16 protein-coding genes and 2 pseudogenes are annotated in these 18792 nt (G+C 69.6%); 7 read left to right on the top strand and 11 right to left on the bottom strand.

Annotated features, from left to right (window positions below):
• Positions 1-51: 51 nt before the first annotated feature.
• Positions 52-387, top strand: coding sequence for a hypothetical protein (locus ACWDBE_RS17955; protein ID WP_449808506.1), 336 nt, complete (start codon positions 52-54; stop codon positions 385-387).
• A gap of 222 nt (positions 388-609) precedes the next feature.
• Here ACWDBE_RS17955 and cpt read toward each other — a convergent pair whose 3' ends face one another.
• On the bottom strand, positions 610-1143 hold the full coding sequence (gene cpt / locus ACWDBE_RS17950; RefSeq protein ID WP_449808505.1) for a chloramphenicol phosphotransferase CPT: 534 nt from the start codon (positions 1141-1143) through the stop codon (positions 610-612).
• A gap of 725 nt (positions 1144-1868) precedes the next feature.
• Between cpt and ACWDBE_RS17945 the strand changes: the two genes are divergently transcribed.
• On the top strand, positions 1869-2441 hold the full coding sequence (locus ACWDBE_RS17945; protein WP_449792284.1) for a helix-turn-helix domain-containing protein: 573 nt from the start codon (positions 1869-1871) through the stop codon (positions 2439-2441).
• A 5-nt stretch (positions 2442-2446) separates the two neighbouring features.
• Complete coding sequence (locus tag ACWDBE_RS17940) at positions 2447-3052, top strand: GNAT family N-acetyltransferase (RefSeq protein ID WP_449808504.1); 606 nt, start codon at positions 2447-2449, stop codon at positions 3050-3052.
• Here the strand turns inward: ACWDBE_RS17940 and ACWDBE_RS17935 are convergent.
• The 3 genes from ACWDBE_RS17935 to ACWDBE_RS17925 form a co-directional block, all read right to left on the bottom strand.
• Entirely contained in the window at positions 3045-3185 is a 141-nt protein-coding gene (locus ACWDBE_RS17935) for a hypothetical protein (protein ID WP_449808503.1), read from the bottom strand. The two genes, ACWDBE_RS17940 and ACWDBE_RS17935, sit on opposite strands and share 8 nt — an antisense overlap.
• 240 nt (positions 3186-3425) lie before the next feature.
• Entirely contained in the window at positions 3426-6095 is a 2670-nt protein-coding gene (locus tag ACWDBE_RS17930; RefSeq protein WP_449808529.1) for a SpoIIE family protein phosphatase, read from the bottom strand.
• Complete coding sequence (locus ACWDBE_RS17925; protein WP_449808502.1) at positions 6056-6715, bottom strand: histidine kinase dimerization/phospho-acceptor domain-containing protein; 660 nt, start codon at positions 6713-6715, stop codon at positions 6056-6058. Before ACWDBE_RS17925 ends, ACWDBE_RS17930 begins: the two co-directional genes overlap by 40 nt.
• 265 nt (positions 6716-6980) lie before the next feature.
• Here ACWDBE_RS17925 and ACWDBE_RS17920 point away from each other — a divergent pair, with 265 nt between their 5' ends.
• On the top strand, positions 6981-7292 hold the full coding sequence (locus ACWDBE_RS17920; RefSeq protein ID WP_449792289.1) for a transposase: 312 nt from the start codon (positions 6981-6983) through the stop codon (positions 7290-7292).
• A pseudogene (locus ACWDBE_RS17915) lies at positions 7220-7822 on the top strand (IS3 family transposase); the annotation flags it as partial. The gene ACWDBE_RS17920 and the pseudogene ACWDBE_RS17915, both read left to right, overlap by 73 nt.
• Before the next feature lie 270 nt (positions 7823-8092).
• On the opposite strand, the gene ACWDBE_RS17910 reads toward ACWDBE_RS17915, so the two are convergent.
• The 4 genes from ACWDBE_RS17910 to ACWDBE_RS17895 form a co-directional block, all read right to left on the bottom strand.
• Entirely contained in the window at positions 8093-8551 is a 459-nt protein-coding gene (locus ACWDBE_RS17910) for a hypothetical protein (RefSeq protein WP_449808501.1), read from the bottom strand.
• A gap of 23 nt (positions 8552-8574) precedes the next feature.
• Positions 8575-13500, bottom strand: a complete 4926-nt coding sequence (locus tag ACWDBE_RS17905; protein WP_449808500.1) for an RHS repeat-associated core domain-containing protein — start codon at positions 13498-13500, stop codon at positions 8575-8577.
• Between the two features lie 366 nt (positions 13501-13866).
• Positions 13867-14169: a hypothetical protein gene (locus ACWDBE_RS17900; protein ID WP_449790965.1), complete on the bottom strand. Its 303-nt coding sequence runs from the start codon at positions 14167-14169 to the stop codon at positions 13867-13869.
• A gap of 529 nt (positions 14170-14698) precedes the next feature.
• The gene (locus ACWDBE_RS17895; protein WP_449808499.1) at positions 14699-15424 is read right to left on the bottom strand and encodes a hypothetical protein; all 726 of its coding nucleotides are present in this window, start codon (positions 15422-15424) and stop codon (positions 14699-14701) included.
• A gap of 236 nt (positions 15425-15660) precedes the next feature.
• On the opposite strand from ACWDBE_RS17895, the pseudogene ACWDBE_RS17890 reads away from it, so the two are divergent.
• A pseudogene (locus ACWDBE_RS17890) lies at positions 15661-15921 on the top strand (aldo/keto reductase); the annotation flags it as partial.
• Positions 15922-16029: 108 nt separating this feature from the next.
• Entirely contained in the window at positions 16030-16443 is a 414-nt protein-coding gene (locus ACWDBE_RS17885) for a hypothetical protein (RefSeq protein ID WP_449790963.1), read from the top strand.
• Between the two features lie 147 nt (positions 16444-16590).
• Here ACWDBE_RS17885 and ACWDBE_RS17880 read toward each other — a convergent pair whose 3' ends face one another.
• From ACWDBE_RS17880 to ACWDBE_RS17870, 3 genes are all read right to left on the bottom strand, one after another.
• On the bottom strand, positions 16591-16713 hold the full coding sequence (locus tag ACWDBE_RS17880; RefSeq protein WP_449790962.1) for a hypothetical protein: 123 nt from the start codon (positions 16711-16713) through the stop codon (positions 16591-16593).
• A gap of 262 nt (positions 16714-16975) precedes the next feature.
• Positions 16976-17878: an aldo/keto reductase gene (locus ACWDBE_RS17875; RefSeq protein ID WP_449808498.1), complete on the bottom strand. Its 903-nt coding sequence runs from the start codon at positions 17876-17878 to the stop codon at positions 16976-16978.
• Positions 17879-18001: 123 nt separating this feature from the next.
• Positions 18002-18760, bottom strand: coding sequence for an SDR family NAD(P)-dependent oxidoreductase (locus tag ACWDBE_RS17870; protein ID WP_449790960.1), 759 nt, complete (start codon positions 18758-18760; stop codon positions 18002-18004).
• Positions 18761-18792 lie beyond the last annotated feature (32 nt).

The raw sequence follows: 18792 nt of genomic DNA, 5'->3' as shown, positions 1-18792 counted from the left end.
GCGGCCGGGGACGGGGCGGAGTCGTCCCGGCTGCGGTCGACGCTGGTGCTTTTGGGGGAGAGTCTGGACTACCCGAGCGTCCGGACACCGGCCAAGACGGCGGCGGACCTGGAGCTGGCCGGCGACGACCTCACCCCGGTCGAGGCCGCCGCCGCGATCAGTGCCGCGACCGGCACCCCGGTGCGCTACGAGTGGGTCACCCACGAGGAGGCGGCCGCGCTGAACCCGGAGTTCGCCGAGGTCCGCCGACAGTGGGCCGCCGGACACCGCTGGCACGCCGACATCGAGGCGCTGCGCGTCATCCACCCCGGACTGCGCACCCTTGCCGACGGGCTCGCCGAAACCGGCGCCGCCACCCTGCGCGCCCACCGAATCGGCGCGCGGTAGCGCCGTCCCGTACCGGTGGCGGCACCCGCCCCGCCCCGGGCGCTCCGGCCCCGCCGACGCGCACCACGTGAGGAGGGGCACCACGCGGTACGGCGGGCTCCTCAGCGGGGCCCGGCCGCCCGGACCGCCCCGCAACCGTCGCCCTTCCCGCAGCGTCTACGCTCGTCGACCGTGCTCGTTCGAACACGGCGAGCAATCGAGCTACCTCGCGGACCGTGCGGGTCAGCCGAGCCGCGCTGCGATCGACCGCGCACACTCCACGGACTCGGTGCCGGCCGTGTTCACCTCCAGGTCGTAGCGCACCCCCTGGTGGACGGCCTCGGCCTGGGCCTCGGCCATCCCCGTGACCCGATCGCCTCGGGTGACCTCGCGCCACGCCGCGACCTCCGCCTCGCACCGCACCCCGACCCAGAGCACCTCGATGCCCGTCAGGGCCCGCTGCCACCGCTGCTGGGAGGCAGGGCCGCCGAGGAAGACCTCGTCCACGATCACCCGCGCCCCGGCGCGGACCATGGCCGCGATCCCCGCCATCCAGGCGTCCTCCAGCTCCCGGAAACCGTCCCCCACCGACACCGAGCCGTCCGCGCCGATGTCGATCCCCGCCTCCGAAGCCAGGACGGACGGGGGCATGCCCTGTATCAGCGTGTCGACCCCGAACGTCAGCCACGGGTCCGGCAGGACGGCTTGGAGGCAGCGGGCCAGACCGGTCTTCCCCGAACTGGAACCGCCGTTGAGTATGATCACTTGAGTCGCCATCGCGCCACTCTAGGGGTGGTTCGGGGACCAACCCAACCGGTTTTCGGACGAACCGGTGCATTCTGAGCCGGCATCCGGATGCCCGCGGTCCCCAGGCGCCGCACCCGGGCACGGCCAGCCCGCCGCTGTGGAGTGGCCATGGAAGGCGGGGGGCGCCTGCCTCGTCCTCGCGGTGTGGATGCTGGTCGCCGTGGCGCTGGTGGTCTTCTCCGCGAACCGCCGGGACCGGTGAGCGGCACTCCTCCCTCCCCCTCCCCGAGGCGCGGTGCGAAGTTGCATTTCGTTGTCGTGGTGAGTTGCAACGGTTTGTCGCGTCGTTCTGTGGGCCGATGCCTGGTCAGAGGCGGTAGGGGGCGGCCTGGCGTCATCCTGGTGCGGTTTCCGGTGTCATGCTGGTGACGCTTCCGCTGGTCGGCATCGTGCGGTTTCCTAAGCGCCGATGAGTGTCCGGCTTGTGCCAGAGGGTCCTTTGTTGCGTCAGTGGAACGCGGTCTCCGGCGTTCGTGGTGCGGTTGCTGTCTTCATGGGCGGGCGGGAAGGGCCTGGCTCGATGACGGCATCGCACTGCCTCCGGCCCCCACGTACGAAGGCGGCCCGGGTGGCCTCTCCCTATCCATGACCTGGCCCCGGGGAGAGGCCAACCGTCCCGACCCTCGCACAGCGCGGCCCGCACCGCTGCGACCCCACCGGCCCTCGCATCCTGGATCTGGGATATTCTCCCGGATGTGAGAGATTCGGAACTGTCCCCCGAGGACCTGCGACTCGCCACCCGCCTGGCCGCGCTCCGCGCCGAACACGGCTGGTCCCTCGACGACCTCGCCAGCCGCAGCGGCGTCAGCCGCTCCACCCTCTCCCGCCTGGAACGCGCCGAGATCAGCCCCACCGCCGCCCAGCTCGGCCGGCTCTGCTCCACATACGGCCGCACCATGTCCCGCCTGCTCGCCGAGGTCGAGGCCGAACCGCCCCAGCTGCTCCGCGCCGCCGACCAGCCGGTCTGGCGCGACCCCGCATCCGGCTTCGTGCGCCGCTCCGTCTCCCCGCCGCATGCAGGACTGCGCGGCGAACTGATCGAAGGCACCCTGCACCCCGGCGACGCCATCGACTATGACGCGCCGCCCGTCCCCGGTATCGAACAGCACCTGTGGATCCTGGACGGCACCCTGGAACTCACCGTCCGCGGCGAGACCCACCAGCTGGCCACCGGCGACTGCCTGCGCTTTCGGCTCTGGGGCCCGTCCCGCTTCCACTGCCCGGACCCGCGCCCGGTCCGCTACGCCCTCGCCGTCGTCCTGCCGTGACGGCCGTGACCGCCTCGATCCCCGGGACCGCCCGGACCGCCGTGACCACCACGACCACCTCGACCGCCGCACCCCAGGGGGTACCCGCCATGACCGAGATCGTCCGCCTCACTGCCGCCGACCTGACGGCCGACCAGGACGGGCTCGCCGACCTGCTGCTCGACGCCGTCGCCGACGGCGCGTCGATCGGCTTCCTCGACGGCCTCGACCGCACCGAGGCCACCCGCTGGTGGCTCCAGTACCAGGACGTGCTGGCCGCCGGACACCGCCTGAGCTGGATCGCCCGCGACCCCGGCGGCCGGATCGTCGGCACCGTCAGCCTGGTCCTCGGCGACAAGGACAACGGCCGCCACCGCGCCGAGATCGTCAAACTGATGATCCACCGCGACGCCCGCGGCCAGGGCCTCGCCCGCCGCCTCCTCCACACCGCCGAACACGCCGCCGCAGCAGCCTCCGCCACCCTTCTGCTGCTCGACACCCGCACCGACAGCCCCGCCGAACAGCTCTACCACTCGGCCGGCTGGACCCCGTACGGGCTCGTCCCCGGCTATGCCGCGGACCCCGACGGCACCCTCGCCTCCAGCACCTTCTTCTACAAAACCCTCAACTGACCCACTCGCCGTACTTCCCGTCCGTACTGTCCGAGGCCGCGGCCGCCGCGCCTGCGAGCAGGCCGGGGGCGAGCGGCCCGGCCTGTACCCGCTGTTCGGCGAAGCTCACCGACGCCGAGTGGGACCAGGGCATGGTCAGAAGCTATTCGGGCGGTGATCTTCACCCCCGATCTCGCGAACATCCTCGACCACCAGGGCAGCCATATGCGGGAGAAGCAGCTTCAACGTCTGATCACAGAGTACACAGGTTCAAAGATCGATCTGACGTTCAGTCACGCTGCGCGACCCCGAAATGTTGATCAGAGCCGATCAACTTTCCGCCAGCGGGGAGCTCTCCTACCGTCCCTTGACACGCTCTGTCCATGGGGCCGGGCTACAGCATCGCCTCGAACTGAAACTCGGGTGCGGTCAGCGGTTGCTCCGACCAGATGACCTTGCCCCGGGCCGTGTACCGGGTCCCCCACCGCTCGGCCATCTGTGCCACCAGGAACAGCCCCCGCCCGCCCTCGTCCGTCGTGGCGGCGTAGCGCAGGTGCGGGGCGGTGCTGCCGGCGTCGGAGACCTCGCAGACCAGGCTGGTGTCGCGCAGCATGCGAACGCGGACCGGCTGGACGCCGTAGCGGATGGCGTTGGTGATCAGCTCGCTGAGGATCAGTTCGGTGGTGAAGGTCAGGTCCTCCAGGCCCCAGGCGCTCAGCTGGTCGGCGCACTCGTTGCGGATGCGGGAGACGGCGGCGAAGTCGTCGGGTACGTCCCAGGTCGCCACCTGGTCGGGCTCGAAGAGGCGTGTGCGTGCGATGAGGAGGGCGATGTCGTCGCCCGGGCGTGTCGGGACCAGTGCGTCGAACACGGCCTGGCAGGCGGAGTCCAGGGATCCGTGGGTCTGGGCGCTGGCCAGGCAGGCACGCAGCGCGGTGAGCCCGCTGTCCAGGTCGCGCTCGCGGCTGGTGACGAGGCCGTCGGTGTAGAGGACCAGTGCGGTACCCGGTGCCAGCTGGAGTTCGGTGGCTTCGAAGGGCAGGCCGCCCACGCCGAGCGGCGGGCCGGCGGGCAGGTCGACGAACTCCACCCTTCCGTCGGTGTGTACCAGCACGGGCGGCGGGTGACCCGCCCGTGCCATCGTGCAGCGCCCGGAGACCGGGTCGTAGACCGCGTACAGGCAGGTCGCGCCCGTGACCGCCCGCTCGCCCTCGCCTTGGCCCTCGATGTCACCCTCTCCCACAGCCACCTCGCCCCGATCGCGCGCCTCACCCTGGTCGAGGTGAGTGACCAGTTCGTCGAGGCGGGCGATCAGCTCGTCCGGGGGCAGGTCGAGGGCGGAGAAGTTGAGCACGGCCGTGCGCAGTCGGCCCATGGTGGCGGCGGCGTGCAGGCCGTGGCCGACGACGTCGCCGACCACCAGCGCCACGCGGAAGCCGGGCAGCGGGATGACATCGAACCAGTCCCCGCCGACCCCCCGCTGCGCCGGCCGGTAGCGGTAGGCCGCCTCCAGGGCGCTCTGCTCAGGCAGTCCCCGGGGCAGCAGGCTGCGCTGCAGCGTCTCGGCCATCCGGTACTCACGGGTGTAGCGGCGGGCGTTGTCGATGCACATCGCCGCGCGGGCGACCAGTTCCTCGGCGAAGGCGACGTCCTCCTGCCCGAACGGCTCGGACCGGTCCGCGCGCCAGAAGGTGACCGTGCCCAGGGCCAGGCCGCGCGCCTGCAGCGGCACGGAGATCAGCGAGTGGACCCCGTACGCGAGGATCCGGTCGGCGGTCTGCGGGTCACGCGCCCGCCAGGCCTGCGCCTGGTGCAGGTCGGCCACCAGCGTAGCGTGCCCGCTCTCCAGGGCGGTGGCCTGCGAGGTGCCCGGCAGCGGGCTGATCTGCGAGCCCACCGGGTAGAACGGCCAGTCCTCCCGGATGCCGCCGGCAGCCACGCGGCGAATCCGCGGACCTCCCGCCAAGCCCGTGCCCGGCAGCGGCTCGTCACCGCGCAGCACCGCCTCGGCCAGCTCGACCGTGGCGAAGTCCGCGAACCGGGGAATCACCGCATCCGCCAGCTCCTGCGCGGTGCGCACCACGTCCAGAGTGGTGCCGACCCGTACACCCGCGTCGTAGAGCAGCTTCAGCCGGGCCCGGGCCGCCTCGGCCTGCCCGGCCAGCGCCCGCAGCTCGGTGGTGTCCCGGATGGTCGCGACGCTGCCGGGCCCGCCGCCGTACGGCGCGGTGGGGCGGTTGTTGACGGCGAGCAGCCGGTCCTCGGCCGGGTGGACCTCGTCGGTGGCGGCCCGCCCGGACGCCAGCAGCTCGGCCAGCCCGGGATCGAGCCCGAGCTCGGTGACCGGCCGCCCCTCCACCTCGGGCGGCAGCTCCAGCAGCCGCCGGGCCTCGTCGTTCGCCAGCAGCGCCCGCCCGTCCCCGCCGACGATCAGCACGCCCTCGCGGACCGCGTGCAGCACCGCGTCGTGGTGCTCGTACATCCGCGTCATCTCGGCCGGGCCCAGACCGTGCGTCTGACGGCGCAACCGCCGCCGCACCAGCACCGCCCCGCCCGTACCCACGGCGACCGCGGCGACCGCGCCGCCGAACAGGACCGGCAGCTGTCGGGCCGCCGCGCTGGTTGCGTTCTTGACGGAGTGGCCCACCGAGACCAGGCCGGCGACCGAGCCATCCGGCCTGGAAACCGGCGCGACGGTGTCCATGTCATGTCCTAGCGGTGTGGTTTCGGTCGTGGTGACCGGCCCCTTCAGGGCCCCCTGGTAGGAGCCGTAGACGTGCTGTCCGATCAGCTCGGGATGGTCCGTGGAGGCATAGCGGATCCCATTGGTGCCGAAAATCACGATGTAGTCGAAGCCGCCGCTCTTCTGCACGTTCACGGCCAGCGGCTGCAGCACCGCGGTCGGATCAGCACTGTCGAGAGCAGCCGCCACCGTGGGGGCCTGCGCCAAGGTGATCGCCGCGGCGCGTGTGCGGCTCGCAGCATCACTCGTGGCATAGCTTCGGGCCTGCAGGATGAGGGCCGTCAGCGCGGCGCCGACCAGCAGCACCACCATGACCAGCATCCACAGGAACACCTGCCCGGCGACACTGCGCACCCACAGCCGCGAGCGCAGCCGCCCACGGGCGGACCGGTGTTCCCCCGGTCCGCCCGGTGTCGTGCCCCCATGGGCGTGGCTGTCCACTCCGTGCATCCAGGCCGTCCCCGCGCATCCGGATCATGACCCCTCCACGCTGCCACCCAGCCGTGAAACATGCATGCTCGAATCGCCGGAGGGCCGGGCACAGCGTCAGGCAGGTCGGTGCCTTGGAGCCGCTCGACCGAGGTGAGTGCCTCCCGGGTGGCGGCCGGCGAGTCGGTGCGCTCGGGGTGGGCCAGCGAGACCTCCAGGTTGGTGCGCAGCGCCGCGATCGGGCTGCGCAGCTCGTGCGAGGCGTCCGCGACGAAGCGCTGCTGCCGGATGGCCGAGCGCTCCAGCCGGTCCAGGGTGGCGTTGGTGCTCCGGGCCATCCCGGAGATCTCGTCGCGGGAGTGCGGCACCGGGACCCGGCGGTCCAGCCGGTGCTCGCCGATCTCGCCCAGATCGGCGCGGATCGCCTCCACCGGGCGCAGCGCCCGGCTGGTCGCCAGCCAGGCCGCCAGCGCGACCAGCAGCGCGGCGACCGGCACGCCCAGCCGCAGCACCGGGTCGATGGTGCGCAGCGAAGCCTAGACGGCGAACGGGGTGGCCGGCACGTACACGGTGATCGGGCCGAGCGGGGGCTTGGCCGGCACGGTGGTGTCCGCTGCCGGGTAGTACATGCTCCAGCTGCCCGTGGCGGTGAAGGTGCGTCCTGAGTAGTGGTTGGCGGCGGTCGGGCAAGCGGGGCCGATGGCGATCTGAGGTTCCCCCGAGGTGCGGAAGGTTGCGGGATATGGCCTGATAGGCCATGAGAAGGGAGCCATTGTGATGGCTGCTCAGATGAATTACCCGCCCGAGTTGCGGCGGCGTGCGGTGGAGATGTACCGCACCGCCGACCCGAAGCCGGTGATCCGCCAGATGGCCCGCGACCTCGGGGTCCACCACGAGGCCCTGCGGAACTGGATCCGCCAGGACGAGGCGGACCGCGGTGAGCGCGACGACCGGCCGACCACCACGGAGAAGGAGGAGCTGGCCGCTCTGCGCAAGGAGAATGCCGAACTCCGCCGATCCTGCGAGATCCTCAAGGCCGCATCGGCTTTTTTCGCCCAGGAGCTCGACCCGACCCGGCGACGGTACTGAAGCTCATCGACGAGCACCAGGACCACTTCGGGGCCGAGCCCGTCCTCCGGGAACTGCACATCCCCGCCTCCACCTACTACCGCTGGCGCCGCGACGTCCACGCACCGTGTACGCGCAAGCGCCACGACGCCGAACTCACCGAGCACATCCGCCGCATCCACGCGGACTCCGGCGAGACCTACGGCTCCCCGCGCGTCCACGCCGTCCTGCGGCGCGAGGGCACCCGGGTCGGCCGCAAGCGGGTCGAACGCCTGATGCGCCAGGCCGGCCTGCAGGGCGTCAGCCCGCGACGGCCCCGCTCCTTCACCCGCCGTGACCCGGCGGCGGATCTCGCCCCGGACCTGCTCCGGCCCGACTTCACCGCCATCGCGCCGAACCGGCTGTGGGTCGCCGACATCTCACTGATCCCCACCGGCGAGGGACCGTGGTGGCTGGCCACGATCCGCGACGCCTTCTCCCGCCGGATCGCGGGCTGGCACACCTCCGAACGCGCCGACGCAGACCTGGTCCTCACCGCCCTCGAGTACGCCCTGCACGGCCGACCCGTCGAACCCGGGAAACTGATCCATCGTTTTGGGATGGCAAGCTTCCGGGCCCGCCACATGCCTGCTGGTCAGCTGCAGTCCGCCCTCCCCCACAGGAGACGCCGTCGAAACGGTGACAGAGGCCAGGTCATCCGAAGGTGTGGCATGCGACTAGTTCGATTGACGCGGTCAGTCGCAAGTTCACGCGCGCGTTGCGGACTCACCGGACATCGGGAACCACCCCGGCCCAGAGGGCAGGGAAGGTACCGCAGAGCACTACTTCGCGGTGATCTCGACCTTGCTGTTGATGTGCGAATTGAGCGAGCTCTTGATGACCGCCCCGGAGTCGGTCCTGATCTCGATACCGATCGACTTGGTGGGTGGCTCTGGAGGATAGGTACCGCAGGTCACCCCGAACTCGACCACTTGGGCTCCGGCGCCTTCCGCAGCCTGGAAGCCTGCGGATCGACCCAATCCGGAGCGTTCGCAAATACCGGGGTCAGCCCAGTAGCACCATCCACTTTCCCCGTCCCGGTGGAGCTCCGACTCGGTGACGTAGTCAATGAGCTTCGTACGCTCGATCAACACAGCGGAATCAACCGTGATCTCCTTGTTGTTTCCGTCGCGGGCCTGGACCGACACCACCACTCCGATCGGGTGACCCACTTCGATCTCCCCCTCCGACTTGCCGCTGCAAGTCACGATCGTGAGCTTCGATACGGACGTCCACGTCATAGCTGTCTCCTTGGTCGCGGGATTCACACGTGGTAGATCTTGGGCGGGCGCGACATTTTGGCGAATGCCAGGAGCTGCCTGTCGTGGCTGCTGTGGCAGAACGCCCAAACGAACGCGGTGTTGGGACGAGTCAGGATCCGCCTCAGTTTGTGATCCGTCATTTCGGCGCTGCCGAGGTCGTAGACCTTTACGCGAAGAGACGGCCCCTGATAGTGCGTCTTCACGAACTCGTCCTGTTCGAAAATGTCTCGGTCAAAGTGCTCGGCCGTTCTGATCCCATCCGGACTGCCATGGGTGCCGGACAGGACGACGACGTTCTTGCGTTCTTCCACCGCTGTTCCGACAACGTTCCTCACACCCACGGGCCCCACCGGGTCGGGGCTGGACCACACTGTGCGCCCGTTGCCGTAACGCGTGGCTTCGAAGCGGGACGGTGCGGCGTCGGGGGCGTTGGCCTCTCGCGACATCCCCGAGCCCCGCATGGGGCCCTCCGAGGCAACCACACCACGCCCGGTGTCCACTGACGAGGCCGTGCCACGTGCGGCTTCCACCGAGGAGACCGTGCCTCGTACACCAGCCTCGGCGATCTCGGGGGTGCGCCTGGCCAGTCGGGAGACGGCCCGGGCCGCGCCCGCGCCCGCTTCCCCGAGGCCGGTGCCGAGCGAGACCCATCCCAGGATCGAGGATGCCTTCGGCGAGGCTTCTTCGAGAGCACCACTGGTGATCGCGGTCACATCGGAGACGACGCCAGCGGCACCGACGACCAATGCCGTGGTCGATGTCGCACTGACCGCCGCCATGACACTGCCGGCTGCCGCGATCGACGCGCCGGCCGTCACGACCGTCAGCGCCAGCGCCGCGACGCCGAGGCCGATGCCCAGCCAGGCCTGCCAGCTCAGGTGTCCGGTCGGATCGGTGCGGTTGATCGGGTCGCCCAGGCAGTACGCGTAGGGGTTGACGCCGCCTGCGCCGAAGGGGCTCGCGCTGTCGGGCGTGGTGAAGCGCATCAGCGCGGGGTCGTACGCCCGGTAGCCGTCGCCCAGGTGCAGCCAGCCCAACGCCGGATCGGCCCACTGCCCGTCATAGCCGAGGACACTGCTCGCTGCGCCTACCGGGCGGTAACCGTAGGCAGTGTAGGCGTACTCCTCGTGCTGCTGGGCCGTGGCCGCCGCCAGCACGGTCTGCTTGCCGTCGACCACGAGCAAACGGGTCTCAGGCGTGCCCCCTTCGCGGTGCTGGGCTACACAAGTCTGGCCCAGCCCGAGGAGGCGGGTGCGTTGTCCGCCCTCGGTGACGGAGGCGAGTGTCTGCTTCCGGTAGGTCAGCCGCCGGGTGGTCCCTTCGGCTTGCTGAGTAAGTAGCCGGTCCAGCGGGTCGTACCCGTAGCCGCTGCCCGGCTCGGCGGCGGTCAGGCGGCCCAGCGCGTCATAACCGAGTTTGCTTCCGGCCGCATCGACGACGAGCCTGCCGGACGCGTCGTACTGGAGTGTTCGGGCGGGATAGACCGAGTCCTGGTAGTCGATGCCGGTGAGTTGGCATGGGTCGTCCTTGGCGAAGCGGTAGTTCGCGGTGACGCTGGAGCCGGCGAGCAAGGTGCTCCGGCAGGTGGTGACGTTGCCGTACAAGTCGTAGGTGAACACCTGCTGGGTGATCGCGTTGCCGTGCTCGTCCCGCGGCAACGCGATGCCGTCACAGGTGTACTCGGCGAGCTGGTTGCGGCTGGTGTACGCGAACGTCTCCTCGCGCAGTTTCGTGCCGTCCCGGGCGAGGGTCCGCTGCTTGAGGAGGCCGTTGCCGAGCCAGGCCTGGGTGAGCGTCCAGACCACCTTCCGACTGTCGGTGACGGTACGCCGGACCTCCCGGCCGAAGTCGTCCAGAGCCAGCGTCGTGACCAGAGTGTGCCCCTGGCCATCGTCCGCCGTCCAACCGGCAATGCGGCCGGCACCGTCGTAGTCGACCGCGACCCTCATGGCCGGATCGGTGACCGTCTTGATACGGCCCCACGTGTCGCGCTCGATCGTCTGGGTGGCCTTCGGGTCGACCCAGGTGTAGCTCTGCTCCAGGCCGCCGACGGTGTAGGTCCACTGCATCGTGACCTTGTCCTGCCCCGAGGTCTGGCCGGTGTCGCTGGTCAGCCGTCCCACGGAGGAGTAGCTGCGGGCGATGGCGGCGGCCCCCTCTTGGGCACCCGTCAGCCAGCCCGTGGTCTTGTGTCGGGTGAACTGCTGGGTGGCTTCGCCCGCCGGGCCGTGAGCCTTGACCTCCGTGAGAGCGTTGCCGAGCTCGGGAACGTACTGGTAGCCGAGATCCTGCCCGTCGGGGCCCGTGGCCGAGGACGGGTGGGGGTCCCCGGGTCTGTTGTAGCCGTACGACCAGGTGCGTCCGCCGGAGGTGGCGGTGGTAAGCCGTCCCAGGCCGTCGAAGGACTGTGTGCCGTAGACGACCTTCTCGACGCCGATCTGTGTGATCAGCATGTCGGGCGAGGACGGCTCGTAGGTACGCGAGATTTGCGTGTGGTCCGGGTCCGGCAATGTGGTGAGGGTCAGCCGTCCCCGTGCGTCATATTCGTAGCTCGTCGCGCGCCCGAGCTCATCGGTCTCCTTGCGCAGCCTCCCCCAGCCATCGCGTTCGAGTGTGCGACGGCCGGCGGAGTTGCCTTGCAGGTCGAAGCGCTCCACGCGCACGGCCTCGCCCCGGAGGTTGTGGGTGGTCACTTCGGTTCCTGTCACCGGGGTGCTGCCTCCCAGCAACTGGGTTGTGGTCGTCAGTCGGACCGGGTCGGCCCGGGTCACCTCGATCGCGCCGCTGTTGTAGGAGGTCTTCTCCAGCTGGCCCCAGTCGTCGTAGGAGAGGGTCCGGGTCAGCTCGATCGGGCCGCTTTTCGCCTGGTCCAGGACCGAGACCTTCGAGGTGCGCCCCTGCTCGTCATAGGCGGTCTCCTGGACCATGTGCCAGACTCCGTCGCCGTCCGCGTCCTTGCGTTCGCGCTTGATCGGCCGCCCGGCACCGTCGAGGGTCTCGCGGACCTGATTGCGCATCGCGTCGGTGGACGTCACGGTGAACGGGACGTCACCACTGCCGGCCGTGTACTCCCAGGAGTCTGTCGCCTCGTATTCGGTGCCCGGGTTCGCGGTGCGGCTCACCACGCGGCCCAGCTTGTCGTAGGCCATGGTCACGGTCGTGTCCTGGGCGTCGGTGGACGACCACAGGCGTCCGGTGAACCGGGAGCGCCGTTGTGTTCGGGTCACTGAGAGGTTGTCGTGGGACGTCAGCGTGTGCTTCTGGACCAGGGCCCCTGAGGAATCGACCGAGAACGCGAAGGTGTGGGTGGACGGCGAGCCACCATTGCTGTCACCCGGGTTCTCGGTGACGACCTGCTTGACGAGCCGACCGAACTCCGCAATGGCGGTGTCGTAGTTGTAGGTCTCCCGCTTGAGGAGCTTGCCATCGGCGGCCTGTGTCTCCTGCGTCTTCAGCATCGCGGTGCCCACCCGCGGATCCGCCGTGGGCGAGTACGCCTTGTACTCATACGCCGTGGTCAAGGTGGGCGCTTCGAACCCGGTGTCCGGCGCCGGCCGGCGGGTGACGGTCGTGAGCAGGCGGAAGAATCCGTCTCCGCCCTGCGGCTCGTACGCCCAGTCGGTGACAGCGCGGTCGGGCTCGGTGCGCGATGTCGGGTTGGCCCAGTCGTCGAACTCGGTCGTCGTGACCTCGGGGGGCCGGGTTCCCCCAGGGCCGGTCCAGGTGACCGTCCGCTTCCTCGGAAGCTGGAACTGGGCCGGCTGCTTGTCGAATTTCTGGCCTGTTTGCGCGTAGTACTCGGTCACCACCCGATGGGAGAAACCGTTCCGTTCCGTCTTCTCCTCGGTCAGCAGGTGGTATTGAGTGTAGGTACGGGTGATCGTCGTGACCTGGTTGTCGCAACTGCGGGACTCCGTCGACCCGTACGTGTAGTCGCTCAGGAAGTCGTCGAAGAGGTTGTCCCGATCCGGATCCCAGCTCACTTGGGAGTTCCCGCCGACGAAGTTCTTGTCGGTGTAGTCGTACTTCACCGTGATCTGCGGCTGCCCGCCCTTCGGATCCTGAACGAGCTGCGTCACGTACGGCAGCGCCGGCAGGTGGGCGGACTCCGGGAACTGGTGGCCGGTTCCGTCGTTGCGGTAGGTGGCGGTCTCGGTCATCCCGCCGGGGCAGGTCACCTTGGTGATCCACGATCCCCACTCCCCCTGCTGCCCCATGGGCTCGGTCTCGAACGTCCACACCAGTGCTTCGTCCTGGCCCGTCCCGAAGTGATGCACGCTGTCGAGTAGGCCGTTCATGAACTCCAGCTCGACCTTGTAACCCTCGGCCGGATCATCGGGCAGGAATGTCAGCGTGGTCACGGAGTCGGTGTACTCCACGGTCAGCAATGTGTCGTGGTACTCGTCCTCGATCTTCTGCAGGCGCGGTTGCGGGACGCTCAGGTCCCACGTCAGGTCCAGGCGGTGGCCGGCCGGCGTCAGGAGAGCGGTCGGCACCTTGAGGTCGGGTCCGATCCCAGGCCCCGTCAAAATCTCCACGTCACGGGACTTGTGAACGATCCGGTACCAGCCCTTGTCCTTGTCCTTGGTGACGCGGAGCGTATCGAGCTTCTTCTGCCGCAGGAAGACGTCCGTGCCGGTCTCAGGGTCGTCCACCTTGTACTGCTCACCCGTCGACAAGGTCAGCAGTCGCTCGGAGCTGTCGTAGGCGGTCAGCCCCAGCGAGACGCCCCGCCCGAACCCCACGTCGGTCCGGGTCAACGGCGAGTAGCTCAGGCTCAACGGCAGCGACGGGCCGAGGTTGCGGTTTCCGACGATATTACCCAGAGCGATCTGAATATTGAATAGGCCCGTCCGGGGATCGACGCCACCGGAGACCGCGCTGGTGAAATTGGCAGCCTGCGTGAGAGGCGGAGAAAGAATATTCATGCCATAGACTCCCTAGCGACACTTATCACGGCCGAGCGTGATTATTGATCCGAAACTCAAAGGCTTCCGCTTGTCGGGCCGATGACCTGCGGCGACGTGCTGCAAGGCCTGAACCCGGAGCGTTTCGGGTCAATAGCATTTCGCCGCCGCGGCGCCGACCCACCAACAGCACCATTCGACAACGGGATGACGAGGCCGCCCCCACCCGTACGAGCCGGTCCGGCCAATTGACTCAAAACCCCAGAATCGCGCCCCCCAACGAGAGCCTCACCTCCCAGACGCCGCCCGCACCAATGTCCGGGGCGCAGCGCGGGGACACCCGTGTGCGTTCGGGAGCTCCCGCGCCGCACCTCACCGGCGCCTCGGCTACTGCGGCTTCTTCAGGATGCGCAGCTTGCTCTCGTCGTCGGGGCCGCTCATCCAGAACGCCCACCCGTTGAAGCCCGAGGGGTGGTCACCGTCGCCGTGACTCGTGGCGTTGAGGTAGCCGTTCCCCCGGACTTCATTCTTGAGGTAGATGATCGTGTCCTCCTCGACGAAGTCCCCGTGCTTTCCAGCGATCCTTCCATCCTTGGTGAAGGAGAATACCGCCGACCCGTTTCTGATCACGAGGTTTCCGTCCGCGTCCTGACTGAGAAGCCAGTTCCCGATCTTGATGTCTTCTGACATTTCCCGTCACCCTTTCCCTTGGGGTTCGACAGCGCTTTCGGCCACACCGGCAGCGCCCTGGGGGCCACCTTATTGACATTTGTTCGAGTGCAGAGCATTTGGTCTGCGACACACGTGGAATTACTCCGACCGGCCTCGGGGACGGCTTCGTGGCCCGGGCCGCCAGGTACGGCGAGCCATCCGCCGACAAGGGCCACAGGAGGGACGATCCCCGCCGGATGTTCCTCGTCCATGAACCGACCTCGGCGGCGGGCGACGAGACAGGGCTGTCACGGCGTCACCGTGCATGTGTCGACGACATGCAACGCGGCACAAACCCATTGCCGGTTCCTGCGGGCACAGCGGAGCCGTCACGGCCTCATGCTGAGGAGGCAACCACTGGGCGGGCATCCCGACCGGGAGGCCCTGCAGACCACGAGCGCGCGGGGGGACAACCCTGGACGGCGCTGCCCGCACCCACCCAGCGCCGAGACGGGCCCATCCTTCGGCCAACGCGATCACCCCGCTCATACCTGCGCCAAAATGACGCTCAGCCAGGCAGTGCCGCGGTAGAGAGTGAAGGTACGGTTCCATGACCCGCTACAGCATCGACCCCGCACGACACGAGCTGATCGGCACCTGGGGAACGGGCGAAGGCGACCTCGCCACCCGCATCGCCGCCCTCCCCGCCGAGGTCGGCACCTCCGCGCTTCTGGGCCTGGCCCGAGCGCTCACCCAGCTGTCCGACGCCTTGTGGCGCACCTACACCCACCCGGCCAGCGCCGCCGGCTCCCTGGAGCCCAACACTGAGGGCTGGCGCCGCGAGCAAGAACGCCAAGCCTTCGGCGAGGTCGCGGGCGCGATCGCCGAGCCGAACCTCCCCAGCGGCGGCACGATGGTCGTCTCCTACAGCCGCCTGATCGAGTCCGCGAACCGCGTCGGCCGGGCCCTCCACGAACTCGACGACCCCGACCTCACCAAGGCCGTCCTCGCCGAGACCGCGACCGAGCTCGCCGCCGTGGAGAGCGCCGAACTCGGCGACCTGACCGAGCGAGCCCAGCAGGCCGTCCTCCTGTACCGTGTGGATGCCTCGCCCGTCCAGGTCGCCGCCGCAGACCGCCTCCTGGAGCAGGACCCGTTCGGTCCGGCCGAGCTCTTCTCCGCCGTCGACCCCACCGCCGCCGCCGTCGCCGCGGCCGAGGTCACAGCTGACGCCTCCGGATACGACCCCATCCAGGTCGTCCTGGAGGCCGACAACATCGAAGCCCTCCCCCACGAGACCCCAACCCTCGTGTCGAGGTCGTCGTCGATCATCTTCGGGCCCTTGCTCTGGACGTACGTGCTGTTGAGGCCGCTGCCATGGCCTTCCCGAGGTGCCCGTGCCGAGTACCGCGACCGCGGGCCTTCCCGACCCGGACGACGGGGTCCGGTTCGCTCCGCTCATCGTCACACCTCCATGCGCTCGACGGGCCGCACCCCGAGACGGCCTGCGCGCGGCCCCACGGTATCTGCGCGCGACACGGGGTGGGCGTCAAGGCAGCGGCCCTGCAGTTCTCCCTCGCTCACCCTGTCTCTGCCGCTGCCATCCCCGGCGCCACCAAACCGAGCCGGGTCGCGGAGGACCTCGCCGCTCTCGACGAGCAGATCCCGGCCGAATTCTGGCGCGACCTACGGGAAAACGGCATGGTCAGCCCGCAGGCGCCCCCCAGGGCGGCGTCGTTCAGAGGATCTGTCCGGGTTGATGCCGGTTCAGATGGCTGGGGTGGCTCATGAGCCAACCCCGTCGCTCGAACAGAGGCCACCCAGGGAAGCTATTGAACGCGTTCAAATATCCTGCGAGGATGATGCTCCTGTTGGAGCTGCCGAAGGGGTGGAGCGGCCATGGGTGCCGTGCTGAGAACCGAGAGCGCCCTGGCGTGGTTCATGCGGGCCGCCGTCCGCTATCTGTTCGCCCTCGGCTGTGTATGGAGTGCTGCGGCCGGTGGTTGCGCGCTCTGGCTGGCACATACCGGTGAGCTCTCCGGACCGGAGTTCCTGACCGGCTTCATCGACCTGGGGCTGTTCCTGTTCGGGTGGTTCGGCGTGCCGTCGCTGCTGCTGCTCCTCCTCTCCGCGCCGAAGAGGGAGAGCGAACTCCATCAGCCCGTCGTCACCGTCCTGTGGTGCGGACCGCCGATGTTCGTGCTGCTCGTCAGCGGGTGGGCGCTGATCGGCATTCTGTTCCAGATCGGCTGCGCCGCCTTCTTGCTGCCCTCACCGCGCCTGCGGATCGTCCACCGACCGGTCCGCTCCTGATGAGGAGCCCACGCCCGCCGACGGCCGAGGCAGCGCCAAACAGTGTCCTCGAGCCCCGTCGGGTTTCCGTTCGGGGTCAGGCATGCGCTGCCGAGGTGGGCGATCTTCGCTTCACTGTTCGCGGGATCAGGCTGAACGGAGGCACGATCACCCAGTCGGGGGCCTTCGCCCCTGGCCCGGCAGGGTGCCGTTGGCGATCAGGGCGAGGATGATGACGCTGACGCCCGTGGTCTTCTGCGCGTCGTTGGTGCCGGGGGCGAGCGACACCATGGAGGCCGAGCCGATCTGGCCCGTTCGGAAGCCGCGCCCGCGCGGGCGCGGACGGCTCCCCCTCAGGAGCGCCGAAGATCGCCGGCATCCGCTGAGCCGAAGTCAGGTCAGCGCGCTCCAGGGCTGTTTCGGCGGCGATCGGATGCTCCGACTCGAACTGCCGGCGGTACTCCTCCACCAGCGCGTTCTTCGTCGGGAAGTGGACGTAGGAGGTCCGGGGCGCCTGGCCGGCTCTGAAGCGCGTCCTCAGGGCTGCCGCTCCTCAGTGTTCTTCGGGGACGAGCGTCGTGATGGCTTCGACCTCTTCGGCGTCAAGCTGGATGTGTCCGGCGTCGGTGTTCTCCTGCAGGTGCCGGATGCTGGTGGTGCCGGGGATGGGCAGTGTCCTGGGTCCGCGGTGCAGTTGCCAGGCGAGGGCGATCTGGCGCGGGGTGGCGTGGTGGGCGGCGGCGATCGGGGCGATCACCGCGTGGAAGAGGTCGCCTTCGCCTTCCCCGGGAAGCCCGCCCGGGTGCCAGGGCGAGAACACGATCCCGGCCTCTTCCGCCGACCGCCGTACGGCCGCGTTCTCCCGCACCGCCACGTTGTACTGCACGGTGACGGCCGCGATGTCGGTGACGGCCAGGGCCGTGCGGAGTTGGCCGGCGCTGACGTTGGACAGGCCGATGTGGCGGATGAGGCCGCTGCGCCGCATGTCCGCGAGGGTAGCGACGATGTCCTCGAAGGGGACGTCGGTCATGGCCGGCGTGTGGAGGTAGTAGAGGTCGATGTGGTCCTGGCCGAGCCTCCGTGCGCTCATGTGGGCGGCCTGCCGCAGGTAGTTGCGGTTGCCGACCGCGCCCAGGTCGGCGTAGTCGGGTCCGCCGCGCACGAAGCCGCCCTTGGTGGCGATCACCAGGTCGTCCGGGTAGGGGTGGAGGGCCTCCCGGATCAGTTCCTCGTTGGTGTGGGGTCCGTAGACGTCGGCGGTGTCGATGAGGTTCACGCCCCGCTCGACGGCGGCGCGCAGGACGCCCACGGCGCGGGCGCGGTCGGGGTAGTCGCCCCAGACCCTCGGGCCGGTCAGCCGCATCGCGCCGTAGCCGATGCGACGGACGGTGAGGTCCCCGCCGATCGTGACGGTCCCGGACCCTTGTGTCGCGGGTTCCCGTGTCGCGGTGGTCATCTCGTTCTCCTTCGGTCGCTGCGGGTGCTGGGGTCGGTTGCCCGGTCGGCGGGCGGGAGCAGCGGGCTGCTGGGGCCGGGGTCCGCCCGCCGCTGGGGAGGGAGGGAGGGAGGGAGCGTGCGGCTACGGGACGGTGTAGCCGCCGTCGACCGGGACGACCGCGCCGGTGACGAAGCTCGATCGCGTGGAGCTGAGCCAGAGGACGGCGTCGGCGATCTCCTCGGCGCGGGCGATGCGGCCCATGGGGTGCGCGGCGACGATCGACTTCATGGGCTCGGTGTCCGGGTCCATGGCCGCGATCATCGGGGTCTCGACCAGGCCGGGAGCGACGGCGTTGACGCGGATGCCGTGCGGCGCGGCCTCCAGCGCGGTGCTCCTGGTCATGGAGATCACGGCCGCCTTGGTGGCGGTGTAGCCGGAGAAGCCGGCGACGCCGACGAGACCGGCGCCGGAGGCCATGTTCACGATGACGCCGGAGCCCTGCTCGACCATGCGCTTCAGCTCGTGCTTCATCGACAGGAACGCGCCGCGTGTGTTGGTGGCGAGCATCCGGTCGAGCATGTCGGCGTCGTACTCCCAGGTGTGCTGGAACCCGCCGTCGTAGCCGGCGTTGTTGAGCGCGATGTCGAGCCGGCCGGTGCCCTCGGCCGCCGCCGCGACCGCCTGCTCCACGCTGTCCTCCCGGGTGACGTCGGCCAGGACGTACCGGGCGGTGCCGCCGATGGCCTCGGCGAGGCGCACGGTCTCCTTCAGGGCCTCCTCGGTGCGGCCTGCGACGGTCACCATCGCGCCTTCGGCCGCGAACGCCAGGGCACCGGCCCGGCCGATCCCGCTGCCTCCTCCCGTGATCAGTACGGTCTTCCCCACGAACTGCTGTGTCACGGTCCTGTGTCCCTTCCTGCGTGCCGGTATGG

The sequence above is a fragment of the Kitasatospora sp. NPDC001132 genome (assembly GCF_053598415.1).
Note: the sequence above shows the minus strand (reverse complement) of the source record. Positions and strands in the feature narration are given on the sequence as shown.